This window comes from Methylocucumis oryzae (genome assembly GCF_000963695.1).
GTDB classification, from domain to species: Bacteria; Pseudomonadota; Gammaproteobacteria; order Methylococcales; family Methylomonadaceae; genus Methylovulum; species Methylovulum oryzae.
The window spans coordinates 1-16,871 of record NZ_LAJX01000122.1 but is presented as its reverse complement, the minus strand read 5'-3'; the positions used below and the strand labels follow the sequence as shown (position 1 = coordinate 16,871).

Sequence of the window (16,871 nt, the reverse complement as noted above, 5' to 3'; positions counted from 1 at the left end):
GCGATGGCAGGCGCAAAAGTTGACGATACTACCCATCACACCTTATTCACCGGAGCTGAATTTGATAGAAATACTCTGGCGGAAAATAAAGTACGAGTGGATGCCTTTTTCTGCTTACGACTCTTTATTTATCTCTCAAGCAAAACCTATTCGATATTCTCGCCAATATCGGCAAAGGTTACCGCATCGAATTCGCTTGAAACAATGTTAAAAGATTTTTGCACGACTACTTACGTGGATAGTACAGCATCCAAAATTAGAAATTTTTTAAAATATGACACCTTAAGCAGAACCTGTATCATTAGAGTAAAAAATGAATAATAATCATATTGTTAGCATTGTCATACCAGTTAAAAACGGTATGCCTCACATGTCAGAGACCTTGGGATCTGTTAACAAGCAAACCTACAAATTCATAGAAATCATAGTCGTTGATGACGGCTCAACAGACGACACTGTTAGTTTTATAAAACTAAACTATCCAAATGTGTTTTTAATTCAAAATACATCAGGGAATCATGGGGCGCCTGTATGTAGAAATATAGGAACAAATCATGCGATGGGTGAGTTCATCATTTTTTTAGACGCCGACGACTTGTTGCATCCCGACTGTGTACAGCAGCGGGTAAGCGCATTTACTGATAATATGAATCTTGACTTCATCGTTTTTCAATGTGAATTATTTAAAAATACAGTTGGCGATTTAGGGGTGTATTGGAATTATTTTTCAGATGAGAATGACCTCGATAGGTTTATTAGAGTTGATACCCCATGGCATACATCCTCCCCTATATGGAAAAAACAAAGCATAATTAAAATAAATGGCTGGGATGAAAGTGCTATATCTTGGCAAGATTGGGAGTTTCATATCAGAGCTATTGCTTATGGATTAAATTACATAAAGGTACCTATTGTTAATAGTTATTATCGTAAGTTTGTGGAAGGATCAATTAGTAGCCTTGATAACACAATAGAAAGAAAACTCTATTTTGCTCTGCTCTATAAAAAAATTATTGGGTATTTACGGGATTACAGATGTGACACTCTTATGCGCCAAAATTATTTGCTAGGTATGTTTTTTAAGCTTGCTTATCTTTGCATTATAGAAAATACAGTTACTGATTCTATATATATTTTGAAGGTAGCAGTAAGATCTGGCTTATTAGACAGTAAAAGGTTTTATATTTCGTTTTTTTCAATATTCGCATATGCAAAATATAACAATCGGTTAACACGTAAACTTGCCTGGCTTTCATTGCCTGAAATGTACTTTTATTCTGCATCCTCGAGAAGCTTTTTACAATGTTCAGAAACTTTGGTTGAGAAATAAAAAATAACTGCCCATTGCTCTAAATAAGCGGGTAATTACTCAAATTCTTTTATTATGGTCTTGATTATGTCCCCTTTCATTTCGGTTATAATGCCTGTATACAACGCTGAACGTTATGTTGCAAAGGCTGTTGAAAGTATATTAAATCAAACATTTTCAGACTTTGAATTCATTATTATCAATGATGGATCAAAAGATAAATCGCTAAAAATACTTGAAAAATATGCCAAAAAAGACAATCGCATACGGTTAATTAGCAGAGAAAATCGAGGATTGGTTAAAACCTTAAATGAAGGACTCATGCTCGCGAAAGCGCCCTTAATAGCCCGTATGGATGCTGATGATATTTCATTTTTAAACCGCTTTGAGTTGCAAGCACAGTTTTTATTACAGCAACCTGAAGTTGTATGCGTAGGTGGCTACACTGAAATAATAGATAAAAACAGCAGGGAGCTAACTTTGTTAACAATGCCGCTAGAGGATTGCAACATTCAGGATTTACTGTTGCGAGGCCATGTATCAATAAGTCATCCTACAGTCATGTACCGTAAAGATGCAGTATTTGCTATTGGTAGATACAGAGAGAATTTTATTGCAGCAGAAGATTTAGATCTTTGGTTACGACTTGGAGAAATAGGAAAGCTAGCGAACTTACCACACCCTCTTATTAAGTATAGAATGCTATCTTCCTCAGTAAGTAGTCAAAACTCAGGCGTACAAAAAAAATCTGCTCACATGGCCTGTGTCGAAGCATGGCAGCGACGAAATGTAATTTATAACTTTGAATTTGATGTATGGCGACCAAATAATGAAAAAAAATCTAAACATAAGTATTATCTTAAATTCGGATGGTGGGCGTTTTAATTATCAACAAAGAATTACCGCAGTGTTTTATTCTTTTAAAGCAATTTGGCTGATTCCTTGGTGTAAGGATAGTTGGTTACTTTTGATCTGTGCTTTAATGAAGCCGTTACCAAAAAAGATTACTTATACCTTTCCTTGTAAATAATTAAGTTATATATGGCAGAAGTTTCTGTAATAATGCCTGCTCGGAATTGCGAAGCATTCATCGGCGATGCTATTAATTCAGTTCTGAACCAGTCTTTTAGCGACCTAGAGCTAATTATTATTGATGATCAATCAGAAGATAGCTCTAGAGCAATAGCTGAAGAAATAAAAGATAAAAGAATTAAAATAGTCAATGGTAGTTTGAAAGGAATTGCATCTGCAAAAAATCAGGGCTTGGAGATCGCTTCAGGTAAATTTTTAATGTTTTGTGATGCAGATGATTTATTTATGCAAAACTCTGTCGAAAAATTAATATCTTTCCTTAACCAAAATTCTGATATTGGCGCTGTGTGTGCCCAATTCAATTTAATGGATTACCAAGGCAGCACTATTGTGAGTCTCAATCAACCTGACTTTCGCCATGAGATTACTGATAAATTACTCGAAGGAAATACTCTAACTCATTTATGTACATTCTGTGTTAGGAGCGAATTTGTAAAAAAAATCGAAGGGTTCAGGGATTTTTTTGTTACTGCAGAAGACATTGATTTTCAGCTACGGTTAGCTGAAGTGTGTAAAATTGTTTATATTCCTATTGCAACTTATTTATATAGGTTACATAACTCATCTATTACTCATATTCAGTCATCGTCCAGAAAAGAGTTTTACGAAAAAACAGCAAGATTATTTTCAGAACAACGAAAGTTGTCTGGGGCAGATGAGTTACAATTAGGTAGATTACCTAGCATTCCGATTGACGGACACGATCCATCTACAGATGCAAAAAAGACAATTACAAGGTGCGTTAATTGGTAACTCATGGTTATTACATAAACAAGGAAAAAAAATTGCGGCTTTAAAGATTGGCCTTAAAGCTTGTTTATTAGCTAATAATTTGATTGTATGGAAAAATTTTCTAATGTTATTTTTGAAATAAGGGCTAATTTAAAGCCCTTTAATAGAGTCTAACATTCATCGAATCTTTTTGGCAGTGATGCTCTTATTTGCTTGAATTTAAGACTTTCTAAATTTGCTTTTAAACTACTAGGAGAAAGCAATTTCTAATTGGTTTGCTTATACCATGCTAGGGCTTTGGCCCATCATTGCTATATGGTTATATCGGTCAAAATCAGCTACTGAAGCAACGCTTTGGACTGTTATGGGCGGACACATGTTTTTACCGACCAGAACAGAAGTGGATTTACCATTTATTCCCGCATTAGATAAACAGTCTATTGCTGCGCTATCAGCCTTTTTAGTTTGCCGCTTTATTGTTGGAAGACAAATACCTCTATGGAGCAAAAATAAATCGCTGGCATTTCTATTGTTGTTATTCGTGATAGGTCCTTTTTTTACTGCCGAACTAAATGGCGATCAGATTTTGATTGGTGGTATTATTTTACCTGGTTTGACGCACTATGACGCATTATCTACGGTTATTAATCAAATAATTATTGTGCTACCGTTTTTTTTGGGAAAAGAGTTGTTCAAAACACACCAGGACCAGTTATCACTATTTAAAGTATTGGTTGTCTGTGGGTTGCTTTATTCTATTTTTATTCTTTACGAAGTCAGAATGAGTCCGCAATTACATAAAATGGTCTACGGTTTTTTCCCACATAGCTTTGGTCAACAAGTGCGCTTTGGAGGGTTTAGACCGGTTGTATTTATGACACATGGTTTATGGGTAGCGATATTTATTGTCGTAACGGTTATTGCAGCAACAGCTTTTTGCCGCTTAAATATTAAAACTTGGAGATTATCTGCTAATAAAACAACTTATTATTTATTAATAATATTGGTTTTATGTAAAAGCGTTGCCTCTATTGTCTACGGTTTTGTCTCTTTTTTGCTAATTCGAATGACTTCCTTCAAAATACAATTGATTACAGCAAGACTACTTGTGATTATCGCATTGTTATATCCTGTTCTATCTATTATGAATATGGTTCCTCATAAAGAGCTAGTTAGTTTTGCAAGTGACTTCGATGCTGAGCGTGCTCAATCGTTAGATTTTCGATTTCAGAACGAATTGATTTTTGCTTGCCCATGCAAAAAAAGGCTTATTTGGGGCTGGGGTGGGTGGAATAGAAATAGAGTTTACAATGAAGAAACAGAAAAAGGCGAGAGTACAGCTGATGGGCAATGGATTCAAACTGTAGGAACGTATGGCTTAGCGGGTTTTTTGGCTCAATTCGGCTTATTAACATTACCCGTAATTATGGTTACTTCAGGATTTCAGCGAATACGCGAGGAAAATGAAAAAATTGTCATGGCGGCTCATACAATGCTTGTCAGTTTTTTAATCATCGACCAAATTCCAAATAGCACCTTAGAGCCATGGATTTGGCTGATAGTGGGGGTGTTATTCGGGCGAGCAGAGTTTATTAATAAATCTCAACAGCTTAGCAACGTTAATGACTATAAATTATCTTAATGAGAATAACATTCATCGTTCCTAGCCTTAATGTAACAGGAGGGCTTAGAGTTATATCCATCTACGCGACTTACTTAAGCAAGCAAGGCCATAGCGTTACTGTTATTTCACCCAGCGCGCCAATGCTTAGATTACAAGATCAGGTAAAGTCCTTAGCAAAAAATCGGCAATTACTAAAAAATAAGTTCGATACCACTTTTTTTAATCAGGCAACCTATGAAGTAAATATTATAGAAAACAGCAACCATGTATCAACTAAAGACGTACCTGACGCTGATATAGTAATTGCTACCTTTTGGAATACGGCAGAATGGATAGCTGAATTTCCAGCTAGTAAAGGCAAAAAAGTTTATTTTCTACAGCATTATGAAATACATCCCTGGTTACCTATAGAGCGTGTTAAAGCAACCTTGCGATTACCTTATAGAAAAATTGCGGTTGCGTCGTGGATTGCTGACATTATGAATAAGGAGTATGGCGATTCTGACGTCGCTGTTGTGCCTAATGGCGTCGATCCGAATTTATTTTTTGCTACAGAACGCATAAAACAAAATAAACCAACGATTGGCTTTATGTACAGCAAACGTGAATTTAAAGGCTGTGATCTCGCAATAGAAGCCTTTAATAGAGCGCAAGCGCAAATAACTGATTTGCAATTAGTGGTCTTTGGCCCGGAAAACAATATAGAAAAGCAATTGCCTAATCAAAGTCAATATTTTTATCGCCCAGCTCAAGATAAGTTACGGGAGATTTACGCTTTATGCGATGCATGGTTATTTTCTAGCCGCACAGAAGGTTTTGGTTTGCCGATTCTTGAAGCGATGGCCTGTCATACTCCTGTCATTGGAACGCATTGCGGGGCAGCCCCTGATATTATTACGCGCGAAAATGGTAGGTTGATACCGATTGACGATATTGACGCGATGACCTCATGCATTAGTGAAATTGTTTCCTTAACTCCGCAAGAATGGCTTAGAATGTCAACATTGGCATACGAAACATCAACAAAGTGGCATTGGCAACATTCATGCAATCTCTTTGAGCAAAATTTATTTAAGTTCCTAGAAGAGGCTCAATAAACCTCAGCACTGATTTTTAGAAGGCAACACATTGGAAAATCATCAGTTAATTTTTATTTGCGGTGCGCTACGTTCAGGGTCAACCATGTTGCGACTCATGTTAGATCATCATCCAAACATAGTTAATCCTGGAGAATTCGATTTTTTATTTGATTACATGTATGAAGATGGTAGTTTTCCCTCTACGGACAAACTTTTGCGAGTCGCTAAAACTCAATCGCATTTTTAACGCAAAAAATTTTATCTATCAATAACGCTTTAAACGCCGAAGAGTTAATCAAATCGTTTGTTCAGCAGCTATCTGCCGATAATCAAGTGTTGGCATTGAATATACATCGTCATTTTGAACGGATTCCTTATCTTTTTCCAAATGCTAAGTTTGTCCATTTATTACGCGACCCGCGCGATGTTGCAAAATCATGTATGGGCATGGGTTGGGCAGGTAATGTTTATTTTGGCGTCGATTTGTGGATGGCTACAGAGCAATCTTGGGATTTACTCACAACAAAAATTAAATCTGAACAAGTTATCACCTTACGCTATGAAGATATAGTTACACAACCAGAAGCAGAGCTAGCGCGGTTATGTGAATTTATCGGCGTTAGCTATGCGCCGTCCATGCTTGAATATGATAACGCGTCGACGTATGACAAACCGGATAGTAGCTTAGCGTGGCAATGGCGAAAAAAACTCACTGCAAAAGAAGTCGCATTAGTTGAAGCCAAAGCGCATAAACTTATATCTACACGTCACTACGAAGTTATCAATAGCACTCCTTACCAACCTAATGCGTTCGAGAAACTAGCGTTACTAGTTCAAAACAAATGGTTTAAATTAAAACATGGGCTGCAACGCTACGGTTTTGTATTATTTTTCGGCGAAAAATTAACAAAATTGCTTGGCTTAACAACATTGCATAAACAATATATACAAGATAAAAACGCTATAGATATTAAACACCTAAAATGAGTTTACCAAAACATGAGCTAGCGATTGTTATTGTTAATTATCGTACTCCACAGTTAGTCATAGACTGCTTAGAGTCATTTAAAGAAGCAATAACGCGTTTAAATGCTGTTGTTATCATAGTCGATAATTGCTCCGGTGATAATTCGACGACTGTGATAGAACAGTGGTTACAAACGCAAACGATGAGAACTGCTTATCGGTTAATTAAATCAGAGGTTAATCACGGTTTTGCCAGCGGCAATAACATAGGTATTCAAGCTGTTAACGCCAATTATTATTTATTGCTGAACAGCGACACCTTAATTAGAGCAGATGCTATTGAGGTCTTATTAGCATTTATCAAACAACAACCTGATATTGGCATAGTAGCACCTAGACTTGAGTGGCCAGATGCTTTAGCACAGGAAAGCTGTTTTAATTTCCACACACCTATTAGCGAGTTTGTTTCCGCCGCCAAAACAAGTATTTTTAGCAAAATGTTTCGGCGTTTTATTGTTGCGCAACCCGTCTCGGACATCGTTAATCTCTATGATTGGGTAAGTTTTGCATGTGTCTTAATCAATGCCAAAGTATTTGAGGAGATAGGTCTTTTAGATGAGGGCTACTTTATGTATTTTGAAGATGTGGAATTTTGCTGGCGCGTCAAAAAAATCCGGTTGGAAAATTGCTTACCAACCCTTAGCGCATGTAGTGCATTTACGCGGTGGTAGCTCGCCGTTAAAAAAACAAGCTAAGCTGCGTAAACGTTTACCGCGCTATTTTTATGAATCGCGCACTCGCTTTTTCTTTCAAAGCTATGGCTGGCTAGGCTTAATCACTGCAAATATGCTTTGGGCTTTCGGTATGTTAGTCACTAAAATGCGTGGCGTTGTTTCACCAACGTATGAAACTAATATTGCTGAGCAACAATGGCGAGATATTTGGATAAATTTTAGCCAACCTTTGCGTTCTTACATCCATCCCGACGATTATGGCAAAACCTGATTTCATTATTATAGGTGCAATGAAATGTGCGACTAGCACATTACATGGTCAACTCGCCCAACAAGCGGGGATTTTTATGACAACCCCAAAAGAACCTAATTTTTTTAGCGATGATGAGCATTATCAACGCGGATTTGCTTGGTATGAGTCATTATTTGATGGAGCGAATCCAGGTGATTTGTGTGGTGAATCCAGTACCCACTACACCAAACTACCTGATTATCCATATTGCGTTGAACGCTTAGCGGCATATTTACCAAATGTAAAATTGATTTATGTGATGCGTCATCCCATAGATCGGTTAGTTTCTCACTATATTCACCAATGGTCGCAAAGCCAATTTACTGGCGATATTAACTACTGCGTTGACCATTATCCCGAGCTAATTGCTTATAGTTGTTACGCAAAACAACTTAAGCCTTATTTAGAAGCATTTGGCAGTGATGCGATTTTGCCAGTATTTTTTGAAGCAATTAAAGCGAATCCTGAGCAACAATTATCGCGCATCGCTCAATTTATAGGCTATCAACACGAGGTTGTTTGGCAACACAATTTAGCCCCAGAAAATATATCGCAAGAGAGAATCCGTAAATTTCCTGGCTACCAATGGCTAATAGAATCCAAATTAATGTCAACACTAAGACGTGCGCTAGTGCCAGAATCTATTAGGGATAAAGTTAAAAAAAACTTAACCATGCAGCAACGACCTGAATTAGATTCTGCCCACCTAGCTCGACTTACACAGTGTTTCAATGAAGATTTATTACAATTGGGCGATTGGTTAGATTTGGAGATTAATTGCGCTAATTTTCAGGTTGTTGCTCAATTCGACTCACCTCGCTTGATAAGCGGGTATCAACGGTAAGGTTTACTATGTTTTCAAGAAGGCTTTTTTTGCGTCGTTTAATGTCCTGCTTTGTTTGTGCTGGATTCTCTGGTTTTGCCCTTGCTGATAAAATCTCTCTACCCGAGCAAACTCAGGCATCAGATTTTATTATCATTAATGGTTGGGTATTACTTAAGTCAGATTTGGAGAGAACGTGATTATTAATCTAGCTGAAAATCCAAAATCAATAACGACCTCCGGCTATGATGTATGCATTGCAGGCGCTGGTGCTGCTGGCATTACCTTAGCAATATACTTAGGACGCGCCGGGAAAAAAGTCGCGCTATTAGAAGGTGGCGACCAAGAATACACCGACCAATCTATGGATATATATAAGGGAAATAATACCGGTATTGAATATTGGGGCTTAGAAAGGTGTCGCTTAAGATATTTAGGCGGAACAACAAATCATTGGGCTGGCCGCTGCAAACCGCTAGATGACGTTGACTTTATGCAAAGAGACTTTTTTGGCTTGCCTGGCTGGCCTATTAATCGTAGCGACTTAGAGACTTTTGAAAAAGAAGCCAAGGTTGTTTTAGATATTGATAAGGATTTTGATGCACCGGATATTCCTAATTGGAGTTCAGAACGATTTATTCCAGATCGTATTGCAAGAAGTGCACCTACACGTTTTGGGACTAAGTTTTATGACGAACTAGAAAAATCTAGCCATATTACATTATTCATCAACGCTAACTTGACCGACATCCGCTTAGATAAAGATTTATCGACGGTCACCGAGTTCGTTATTAAAAACTATGGAAACCAGGACTTTAGATTTAGTGGTAAAAACTTTATTATCGCATTAGGTGCAATTGAAAATGCGAGATTGTTGTTAAACTGCGATAGCCAAATTAAAAGCGGTATAGGTAATCATTCTGATTTTGTCGGTCGTTGCTTTATGGAGCACTTTAATGTCGATTTAGGCATGTTTGCCGGCAATAAAAAATATTTAGAGGCGGCGGGAACAACAAGTTTTTGCACCAGTAGTGCTTTCTCCTTAGAACACAAAATTGGTAATGCCAATGTTTCTATGAGCGTGTCAACGGCACCTGGCGTAAGTGGTGGGCGCTCGAAAGCAGTGAAAAAGTTTGTTAGAGATAGCATTTGTCAATGGCAGACGCTATCTGAATTATCTAAAAAAATTCGTTTACTTTCATTGCCCTGGCGATGGTGTTATAGGTACGCTTATTGAGCAAGCGCCAAACAAAGATAGCAGAGTAACCTTAGCCAAAGAAACCGACAGCTTAGGCTTGCGCCGAGTAAATCTTGGTTTCAATATTAACGAATTAGACAAAAAAACTATAAGAGTGATTGCACTAGAATTAGCTAAAGACTTTGCACTCAATGACTTTGGCCGTGTCAAATTAGCCCCCTATATTTTAGATACTAGCGTGGACATTCCCGTTGGCCATCATTGCCACCATATGGGTACCACTCGAATGTCTGAATCGCCAGATTACGGTGTTGTCGATAAAAATTGTAAAGTATTTAATACTGAAAATCTTTATGTGGGTGGTAGTGGTGTTTTTGCAACCAGTGGCGGTGCTAACCCAACATTTACCATTGTTGAGTTAGCCTTAAGACTCGCCCAACATTTATCATAGCTTATATGAATGATGCGGCTAGTGAAAAGCCTCTTAACATGGCGTACTTGTTAAACAACACAGGCGCTGTTGTTATTGGTCGAAATGAAGGTGAACGCCTACAAATTTGTTTACGATCACTGATTACCAAGTTAGACAAGGTAGTATATGTAGACTCAGGCTCAACCGATACGAGTGTTGACTTTGCTAAAGGGCTAGGACTTCATGTAATAGAACTGGACTTATCGACTCCTTTTACTGCTGCTAGAGCAAGAAATGAGGGCTTTAAGTTTATAACGACTCAGTATCCTAAGCTGCTGTTTGTGCAATTTATTGACGGTGATTGTGAGCTTGTCTCTTCTTGGTTGAATATTGCCACTCATTTTCTATATGAACACCCTAATTATGCAGTTGTCTGTGGCCGCCGTCAGGAGCGTTACCCTGAGCGCTCTATCTATAATCAATTATGCGATATGGAATGGGATACACTTATTGGCGATGCAGATGCATGTGGTGGTGATGCATTAATAAGAGTTAGTTCTTTTTCCGATGCTGGTGGTTATAATAATTTACTAATTGCGGGTGAAGAACCTGAATTGTGTTTTAGATTGCGCCAACTGGGCTGGAAGATTTACCGTTTGGATCAAAATATGACATTGCATGATGCGGCAATGAATCATTTTCGGCAATGGTGGATGCGTAGCGTGAGGTCAGGCCATGCTTTTGCTGAAAGTATGAGTATATACGGTGATAAAGAAAAATATTTATTTAAAGAAACTCGAAGCATTTTTTTTTGGGCTGGCTTATTACCTATATTAATTATTATTTTAAGTTTGTTTAATACATCATTTATGATGTTATTCGTTGCGTATCCTTTGCAAATAGGTAGAATGTTTTTAAGAAACGATAAAAAATATGAGTCCTATAATTTACGTTTTTACTACAGTTTTTTTGTATTATTGGCGAGATTTCCACAAATAGTTGGCGCTATAAAATTTTATTGTTCAACTATTAATCGAAATCAGTCCAGTATTATTGAATATAAATAGGTTAGGCAGTAAAGATAGCGTTAGTTTTCATTATACGCGCCCCAAAAGCCTAGCAATATTAACAGCTCGTCTCGTGCGCCATTGGCTATTTGTGGTTAATACAGGCGTTGGTGCATAAATAAAGCTATTGTAAAACAATCGGTTGTAGACTGGGACTTGCCTTGTTTCTCTGGTTTTTAGCTATAAAAAATCGGCGGCATTGAAAAATGCAACTGTCGATGTCTATTAAAATCAATTACTTACAATCCTGATTTATGCACCAACGCCGTTAATACATAAAATTGAGTCATAGCTGCAAATTGTTGTGTTTGAATTTAAATAAATTTTATCTGTCTCTCAAATAGTTATTACTCGAAGTTCAAGTTTTATTAACTTGTCTACAACTAACCCAGATAAATCAATGTATTTTCATCGACGACAGTAGTTACAACATAAAAACGTGAATAGCAGTAAGTCCTAGTTTAGCAAGGTTCTCTCAAATCAAGAATTAAAAACTTGAACATCGAGTATTATCAAATCTTTGATAGTTTATATTTTCATTTTAAGGGCTTACGTAATATATAAAGAAAGGGCGTCTGGATTTTACGATATTTAACAGATTGAGAGAAATTAATATGAAAGCAACTAGTTTATTACAGTTAGGTTATAAGCATGCAAGAAACGATATTTTGGAAGAAATTTACCTTAATACAGGAATTGATAAAGTAAAACCTGTAGTGATTTATGGAATCGTGAACGAAAGATGCAATTACAAATGCAGATATTGTGAATATTGGAGGTTGCCTAAATATCAAGATGAATTATCCATACAAGAATGGAAAGATGCATTAACAAGCCTTCACGACTATATAGGAAGTTTTCACATAGAGTTTTCAGGCGGAGAGCCTTTTATAAAAAAGGATTTTATCGAGTTGCTTGAATTTTGTCATCATAAGGGATTGAAATGGGGAGTTACCACTAACGGCTCAGGCCTCACAAAATCTATAGTTGAACGAGTAGTCGCAGCACAACCTTTTAATATAAATATCTCTATGGATGCACATATTGCAGAGATTCATGATTATGTCAGAGGTATTCCTGGGTCATTAGAGAGAATTACTAAACAACTAAAAATGTTGATTGAAGAAAGAAATAAAAAAAATCAGACATTTCCAATAACGATAAAACCAGTCGTTCATGCATCGAACTTACATATTCTTCATGAAATTCCAAAATGGGCGCAAGCTTTAGGCGCAACTGCAGTAAATTTTCAACCAATTGACCGTTGGACAGATGAAACTTATAGCGAACTATGGGTAAATGAGGATCGCTTTTCAGAATTACAAACTGTTGTTGAGAATTTGTTAGAGCAAAAAAAAGCGGGCATGCCTATTTTGAACAGCGAGACCACATTAAAGCTATGGCCTGCGCATTTTAGAGAAGAAAAAGCGCCTTCAACCGTGGGGGCATGCCGCGTTGGATTAAGGAACTACTTTATTCGTACAAATGGTGATGTTGAAGTGTGTTGGTATTATTCTCCTATTGGAAATGTAAAAAGACAAACTGCGCGAGAAATATGGGAAAGTGAAGACGCGCGTCTTAGACGAAAAGAAACTACTTCATGCGACCGTCTTTGCTTGTTTACATGCTTATCTCAAAAAACTATTTTGGATAAAGCAAAAATGGCTTTTACATTGCTCAAAAACTAAAAATTTTTGTACGTTTCATTATGGTGAGCGTATATTGAATAATTAGCTACTTTATTTTTCTAATTAATATATGAAATCTCAATTTCGTCGTTTGCGGATTGGTTATTTAATAAATCAATATCCAGCAGTAAGCCATACATTTATTAGACGCGAAATCCGAGAACTAGAACGTCGGGGACATGACGTTCACAGGTTTTCAATGCGGAAACCAACAACCCCTCCAATAGACCCTTTAGATAAAGAAGAATTTGCTAAAACTTTTTTTTTCATTCTAAACCAAAAAAATTAAAGTTTCTATCTGCTATTATTCGAATATTAATTATTAGTCCTAAGCGTTTTTTTACTGCAATCCATGCAACATTGAAGTTAGCTAGCCGAAGTGATCGCGGCTTCATAAGGCATGTTGCTTACTTAGCTGAAGCCACATTGTTATTACAAGAGCTTCGTGAACGTAAAATCGAGCATTTACATATGCACTTTGGCACAAACTCAGCTTGTGTAGGTTTGCTATGCCGTTATTTAGGCGGTCCTTCGTATAGTATAACTATACATGGCCCCGAAGAGTTTGACGCACCTTTAGGCCTTAGTCTTGCTGATAAAATTTCTGCCTCAGCATTTGTTTTGGCCATAAGTGATTTTGGAAGCTCTCAAATTCGCCGATGGATTCCACTAAGTGAGTGGAAAAAAAGTAAATATTATACATTGTACCGTAGGCGAAAATTACGTCGAAGCAGCGATGCCTATTGACCCAACCTCAAATATTATTACTTGTGTAGCTCGATTGAATGAGCAGAAGGGACATGGGGTGCTTTTAGATGGCTTTGAAAAAGCGGTTAAATCTGGAGTTGATGCCAGACTCGTATTATGTGGTGATGGAGAGCTTAGGTACGCATTAGAGAAAATTATTAAAGAAAAGCAACTGGAAAATTATGTTGAAATTACTGGTTGGATAGATGAAACTGAAGTGCGTCGCCGCTTGCAGCAATCACGAGCTCTTGTTCTTCCTAGTTTCGCAGAAGGTCTTCCGGTTGTTATTATGGAAGCTTTTGCTTTAGGACGCCCAGTAATTAGCACTAAAATTGCTGGTATCCCTGAGCTTGTTCAGCATGGCGTCAACGGTTGGCTAATTACAGCGGGACGCTCCGATCAACTAGCTGACGCAATTAGTGAAGTTATGTCTACACCAATATCCACACTGGAAGCTATGGCTAATTTAGGTCGAGAAGCTGTTTTGCAGCACCATAATACTTTTATAGAAGGACAAAAACTTGAACAGCTATTTCTTTCCGTAATAGGAGATTGATAAAACATGTGCGGAATAGCAGGTGCAATTGGGTGGATTGAAGAAGAAATTAATCATGCAGTGAATAAAATGAGTCTTAACATAGGGCATCGCGGCCCAGATAGCCATGGATTCTGGTGTACAGGTGTTGAGGGTTTTGGTGCAGCTTTAGCACACCGTCGTCTTTCGATAATTGATTTAACTCCAGCAGGCCATCAACCAATGGTTGACGCTGAAACAGGTAATGTAATTGTTTTTAACGGAGAAATTTATAATTATCAAGAAATTTCGAGGCAGCTTCATTCTTTAGGACAACCATTGCATACGGCAAGTGATACTGAGGTTATTCTCGCCGCCTATCGACAATGGGGAATCGATTGCATTCAATATTTACGAGGAATGTTTGCCTTTGTGATTTTTAACCCAACAAATCGTCAAGCACTGTTTGTTCGTGATCGCTTGGGTATAAAACCACTTTATTGGTGTGAAGTTCGAGCTTCAATTGGATGTCGAGTAATTTTATTTGCATCTGAAGTAAGAGCCATATTAAATACCGGTTTAATACCTCGTCAACTAAGCCAATCAGCACTTTCTACTTTTATGTGGAATGGTTTTGTTGTTGGCAATCAAACAATTATTAAAGATATTCATTTGTTCCCCCCTGGTTCTTTAGCTCTTATTGACGCTAAAAATCCAGAAGTTCTTACTAAACAATATTGGAAACTACCTTTACCAAAAAACTACGTTTCTAATGGAACGGATCAAGTTCGTAGCGAGCTAGAAAATGTTGCTAAACTTCATCTGATTAGTGATGTTCCCGTAGGCGTATTTTTATCAGGAGGAATTGACTCAAGCGCAATTGCATCGCTAGTAACTAAGGTTAATGGTGCTGATTCCATTAAAACCTACAATATCTCCTTTGAAGAAAGCGATTTTGATGAATCTAAGTATGCACGACAAATTACTGAATATCTTAAAACAGAGCATGTTGAACTCAAACTTACACAACAAGATTTTGTTACTTGCTTACCTAAAGCACTATCATCTATCGACCAACCTACGTTTGACGCAATCAATACTTATGTAGTAAGCAACCTTGTTCGAGAACATGGATTAAAAGTGGCTATAGCAGGGACTGGAGGAGATGAATTGTTTGGTGGTTACCGGACATTCGTAGAACTTCCAAAACTGCAAAAATTGGCTCGGAGTATGAAGCATATTCCTAAACCGCTTATTATGTATTTATCACAGATAATGTGTCAGTTAATGGTAGGTGGAATAGGTGCAGTGCCGCCTCAGACGAGATGGGGAAAACTAGGAGATGCTTTAGTCTCAAAAGGGGATCTTCTTCAGCTTTACCAAACAGCATACGGAATTTTTTCAAATGATTTTTATCAGCAACTTTTTGAACCAGATACTCAATCAACAAAATTAGGTTTACCAACTGAATTTTTCGATAGTCTTGAAACTTCTGCTAAAAACGTTTCCACGCTTGAAACAATATCTATATTTGAAACCTCTATTTTTTTAACCGAACGTTTATTGCGCGACACTGATGCAGCCAGTATGAAGGTTGCACTAGAAGTTCGTGTACCGTTTCTTGATCATATACTAATAGAACAAATTTCAAAATTAGCACCTAATACTCGCTATCAAAATCCTGGCAGCAAAGGGTTGCTTCGTGAGCTTGCACTTTCTGATATTAATCCTTCAGTTTTTAATCGCCCTAAATCCGGTTTTGTTTTACCGTTAGACGTTTTGGTGTCGCACTACATTACGAAACGAAGTCAATGCCATATTTAATGATTCTGCTCTTTGTAATCGCGTGGGAATTCGCCAGAATGTTCTACTTCGCCTTTGGAGCGCCTTCGAAAGAGGTATGCCTGGCTTATATTGGTCACGTATATGGGCTATTTATATCCTTCTTTGGTGGTGCCGCGAATATGATGTAGCACTTTGAATTTAAATTTTTTATTTAGATGTTTTATTATGATTGAGAATGAACACATTGATTGGAGCATTCCGATGTGGGATAGAGAAAAACCAAGACGTTTTTTGGGATCCAAGCAGAAAATTACTTAAATGCATTAGAGAATACCAATTGCTAAGGGCTTCAAAAAGTCCTATCAATGTACTCAGAGCTAAAATCTGTGTAATTCGGCATAGATTTTGGAGCGTAGTTACTGGAGCAGAAATAGACTTATCGTGTCAAATTGGAGGTGGGCTATTAATACCCCATCCAAATGGTATTGTGATACATCCCAAGTCTATAATTGGAGCTAATTGCCTAATTTTTCAACAGGTAACTCTTGGGGGCGCGGTTAATCTCGGTTTCCATGTCGATATTGGCGCTGGAGCTAAAATTCTGGGGCCTCTAAATATTGATAATCATGCTAGAATTGGTGCAAATGCCGTAGTCACAAAAGATGTTAATCAGGGTGAGACCGTTGTTGGTATACCCGCCAAGTTACTCATTTCTACCTCCAGTTAAACTGGAGCAGTTACATCTTTTTTTTCCCAGAACAACATCAGGGAATAGTGACTAAACCCTCCCGCCCCTCACTCGGTAATTT

Annotated in this window: 18 protein-coding genes and 1 pseudogene; all 19 read left to right on the top strand. The window is 37.5% G+C overall.

Annotated elements, in window-relative coordinates; all coding sequences use genetic code 11:
- A pseudogene (locus tag VZ94_RS33275) lies at positions 1-118 on the top strand (transposase); the annotation flags it as partial.
- Positions 119-313: 195 nt separating this feature from the next.
- Positions 314-1,330 carry a glycosyltransferase family 2 protein gene (locus VZ94_RS23000; RefSeq protein WP_052700503.1) on the top strand — a complete coding sequence of 339 codons (1,017 nt, stop codon included), beginning with the start codon at positions 314-316 and terminating at the stop codon, positions 1,328-1,330.
- A 54-nt stretch (positions 1,331-1,384) separates the two neighbouring features.
- Positions 1,385-2,194: a glycosyltransferase gene (locus tag VZ94_RS12570; protein WP_052700502.1), complete on the top strand. Its 810-nt coding sequence runs from the start codon at positions 1,385-1,387 to the stop codon at positions 2,192-2,194.
- 156 nt (positions 2,195-2,350) lie between these two features.
- Positions 2,351-3,154 carry a glycosyltransferase family 2 protein gene (locus VZ94_RS22995; protein WP_082081621.1) on the top strand — a complete coding sequence of 268 codons (804 nt, stop codon included), beginning with the start codon at positions 2,351-2,353 and terminating at the stop codon, positions 3,152-3,154.
- A 265-nt stretch (positions 3,155-3,419) separates the two neighbouring features.
- The gene (locus tag VZ94_RS12560; RefSeq protein ID WP_052700500.1) at positions 3,420-4,775 is read left to right on the top strand and encodes a hypothetical protein; all 1,356 of its coding nucleotides are present in this window, start codon (positions 3,420-3,422) and stop codon (positions 4,773-4,775) included.
- A complete protein-coding gene (locus VZ94_RS12555; RefSeq protein ID WP_045779489.1) occupies positions 4,775-5,854 on the top strand; it encodes a glycosyltransferase family 4 protein in 1,080 nt (359 codons plus the stop codon). The genes VZ94_RS12560 and VZ94_RS12555 overlap by 1 nt, the downstream gene beginning before the upstream one ends.
- Before the next feature lie 31 nt (positions 5,855-5,885).
- Positions 5,886-6,083 (top strand): sulfotransferase, encoded by a 198-nt coding sequence (locus VZ94_RS32765; RefSeq protein WP_045779488.1) that lies wholly within the window; start codon positions 5,886-5,888, stop codon positions 6,081-6,083.
- Positions 6,071-6,823: a sulfotransferase gene (locus VZ94_RS12545; protein ID WP_082081619.1), complete on the top strand. Its 753-nt coding sequence runs from the start codon at positions 6,071-6,073 to the stop codon at positions 6,821-6,823. The genes VZ94_RS32765 and VZ94_RS12545 overlap by 13 nt, the downstream gene beginning before the upstream one ends.
- Positions 6,820-7,533 (top strand): glycosyltransferase family 2 protein, encoded by a 714-nt coding sequence (locus VZ94_RS12540; protein WP_052700499.1) that lies wholly within the window; start codon positions 6,820-6,822, stop codon positions 7,531-7,533. Before VZ94_RS12545 ends, VZ94_RS12540 begins: the two co-directional genes overlap by 4 nt.
- The gene (locus tag VZ94_RS22990) at positions 7,514-7,807 is read left to right on the top strand and encodes a hypothetical protein (RefSeq protein ID WP_052700498.1); all 294 of its coding nucleotides are present in this window, start codon (positions 7,514-7,516) and stop codon (positions 7,805-7,807) included. Before VZ94_RS12540 ends, VZ94_RS22990 begins: the two co-directional genes overlap by 20 nt.
- Positions 7,794-8,672 (top strand): sulfotransferase family protein, encoded by an 879-nt coding sequence (locus VZ94_RS12535; RefSeq protein ID WP_045779486.1) that lies wholly within the window; start codon positions 7,794-7,796, stop codon positions 8,670-8,672. Before VZ94_RS22990 ends, VZ94_RS12535 begins: the two co-directional genes overlap by 14 nt.
- 175 nt (positions 8,673-8,847) lie before the next feature.
- Positions 8,848-9,888: a GMC family oxidoreductase gene (locus VZ94_RS12530; protein ID WP_052700497.1), complete on the top strand. Its 1,041-nt coding sequence runs from the start codon at positions 8,848-8,850 to the stop codon at positions 9,886-9,888.
- Positions 9,785-10,300, top strand: coding sequence for a GMC family oxidoreductase (locus tag VZ94_RS22985; RefSeq protein WP_082081616.1), 516 nt, complete (start codon positions 9,785-9,787; stop codon positions 10,298-10,300). Before VZ94_RS12530 ends, VZ94_RS22985 begins: the two co-directional genes overlap by 104 nt.
- A gap of 5 nt (positions 10,301-10,305) precedes the next feature.
- Positions 10,306-11,328: a glycosyltransferase family 2 protein gene (locus VZ94_RS12525; RefSeq protein ID WP_082081615.1), complete on the top strand. Its 1,023-nt coding sequence runs from the start codon at positions 10,306-10,308 to the stop codon at positions 11,326-11,328.
- Between the two features lie 614 nt (positions 11,329-11,942).
- Positions 11,943-13,016, top strand: coding sequence for a radical SAM protein (locus VZ94_RS12520; protein WP_045779485.1), 1,074 nt, complete (start codon positions 11,943-11,945; stop codon positions 13,014-13,016).
- A gap of 426 nt (positions 13,017-13,442) precedes the next feature.
- On the top strand, positions 13,443-13,763 hold the full coding sequence (locus tag VZ94_RS22980) for a hypothetical protein (RefSeq protein WP_131655550.1): 321 nt from the start codon (positions 13,443-13,445) through the stop codon (positions 13,761-13,763).
- A complete protein-coding gene (locus VZ94_RS22975) occupies positions 13,753-14,319 on the top strand; it encodes a glycosyltransferase family 4 protein (protein ID WP_052700494.1) in 567 nt (188 codons plus the stop codon). Before VZ94_RS22980 ends, VZ94_RS22975 begins: the two co-directional genes overlap by 11 nt.
- A gap of 6 nt (positions 14,320-14,325) precedes the next feature.
- The gene (asnB, locus tag VZ94_RS12510; protein ID WP_052700493.1) at positions 14,326-16,101 is read left to right on the top strand and encodes an asparagine synthase (glutamine-hydrolyzing); all 1,776 of its coding nucleotides are present in this window, start codon (positions 14,326-14,328) and stop codon (positions 16,099-16,101) included.
- A 196-nt stretch (positions 16,102-16,297) separates the two neighbouring features.
- Positions 16,298-16,789, top strand: coding sequence for a serine O-acetyltransferase (locus VZ94_RS12505; RefSeq protein WP_204369141.1), 492 nt, complete (start codon positions 16,298-16,300; stop codon positions 16,787-16,789).
- Positions 16,790-16,871 lie beyond the last annotated feature (82 nt).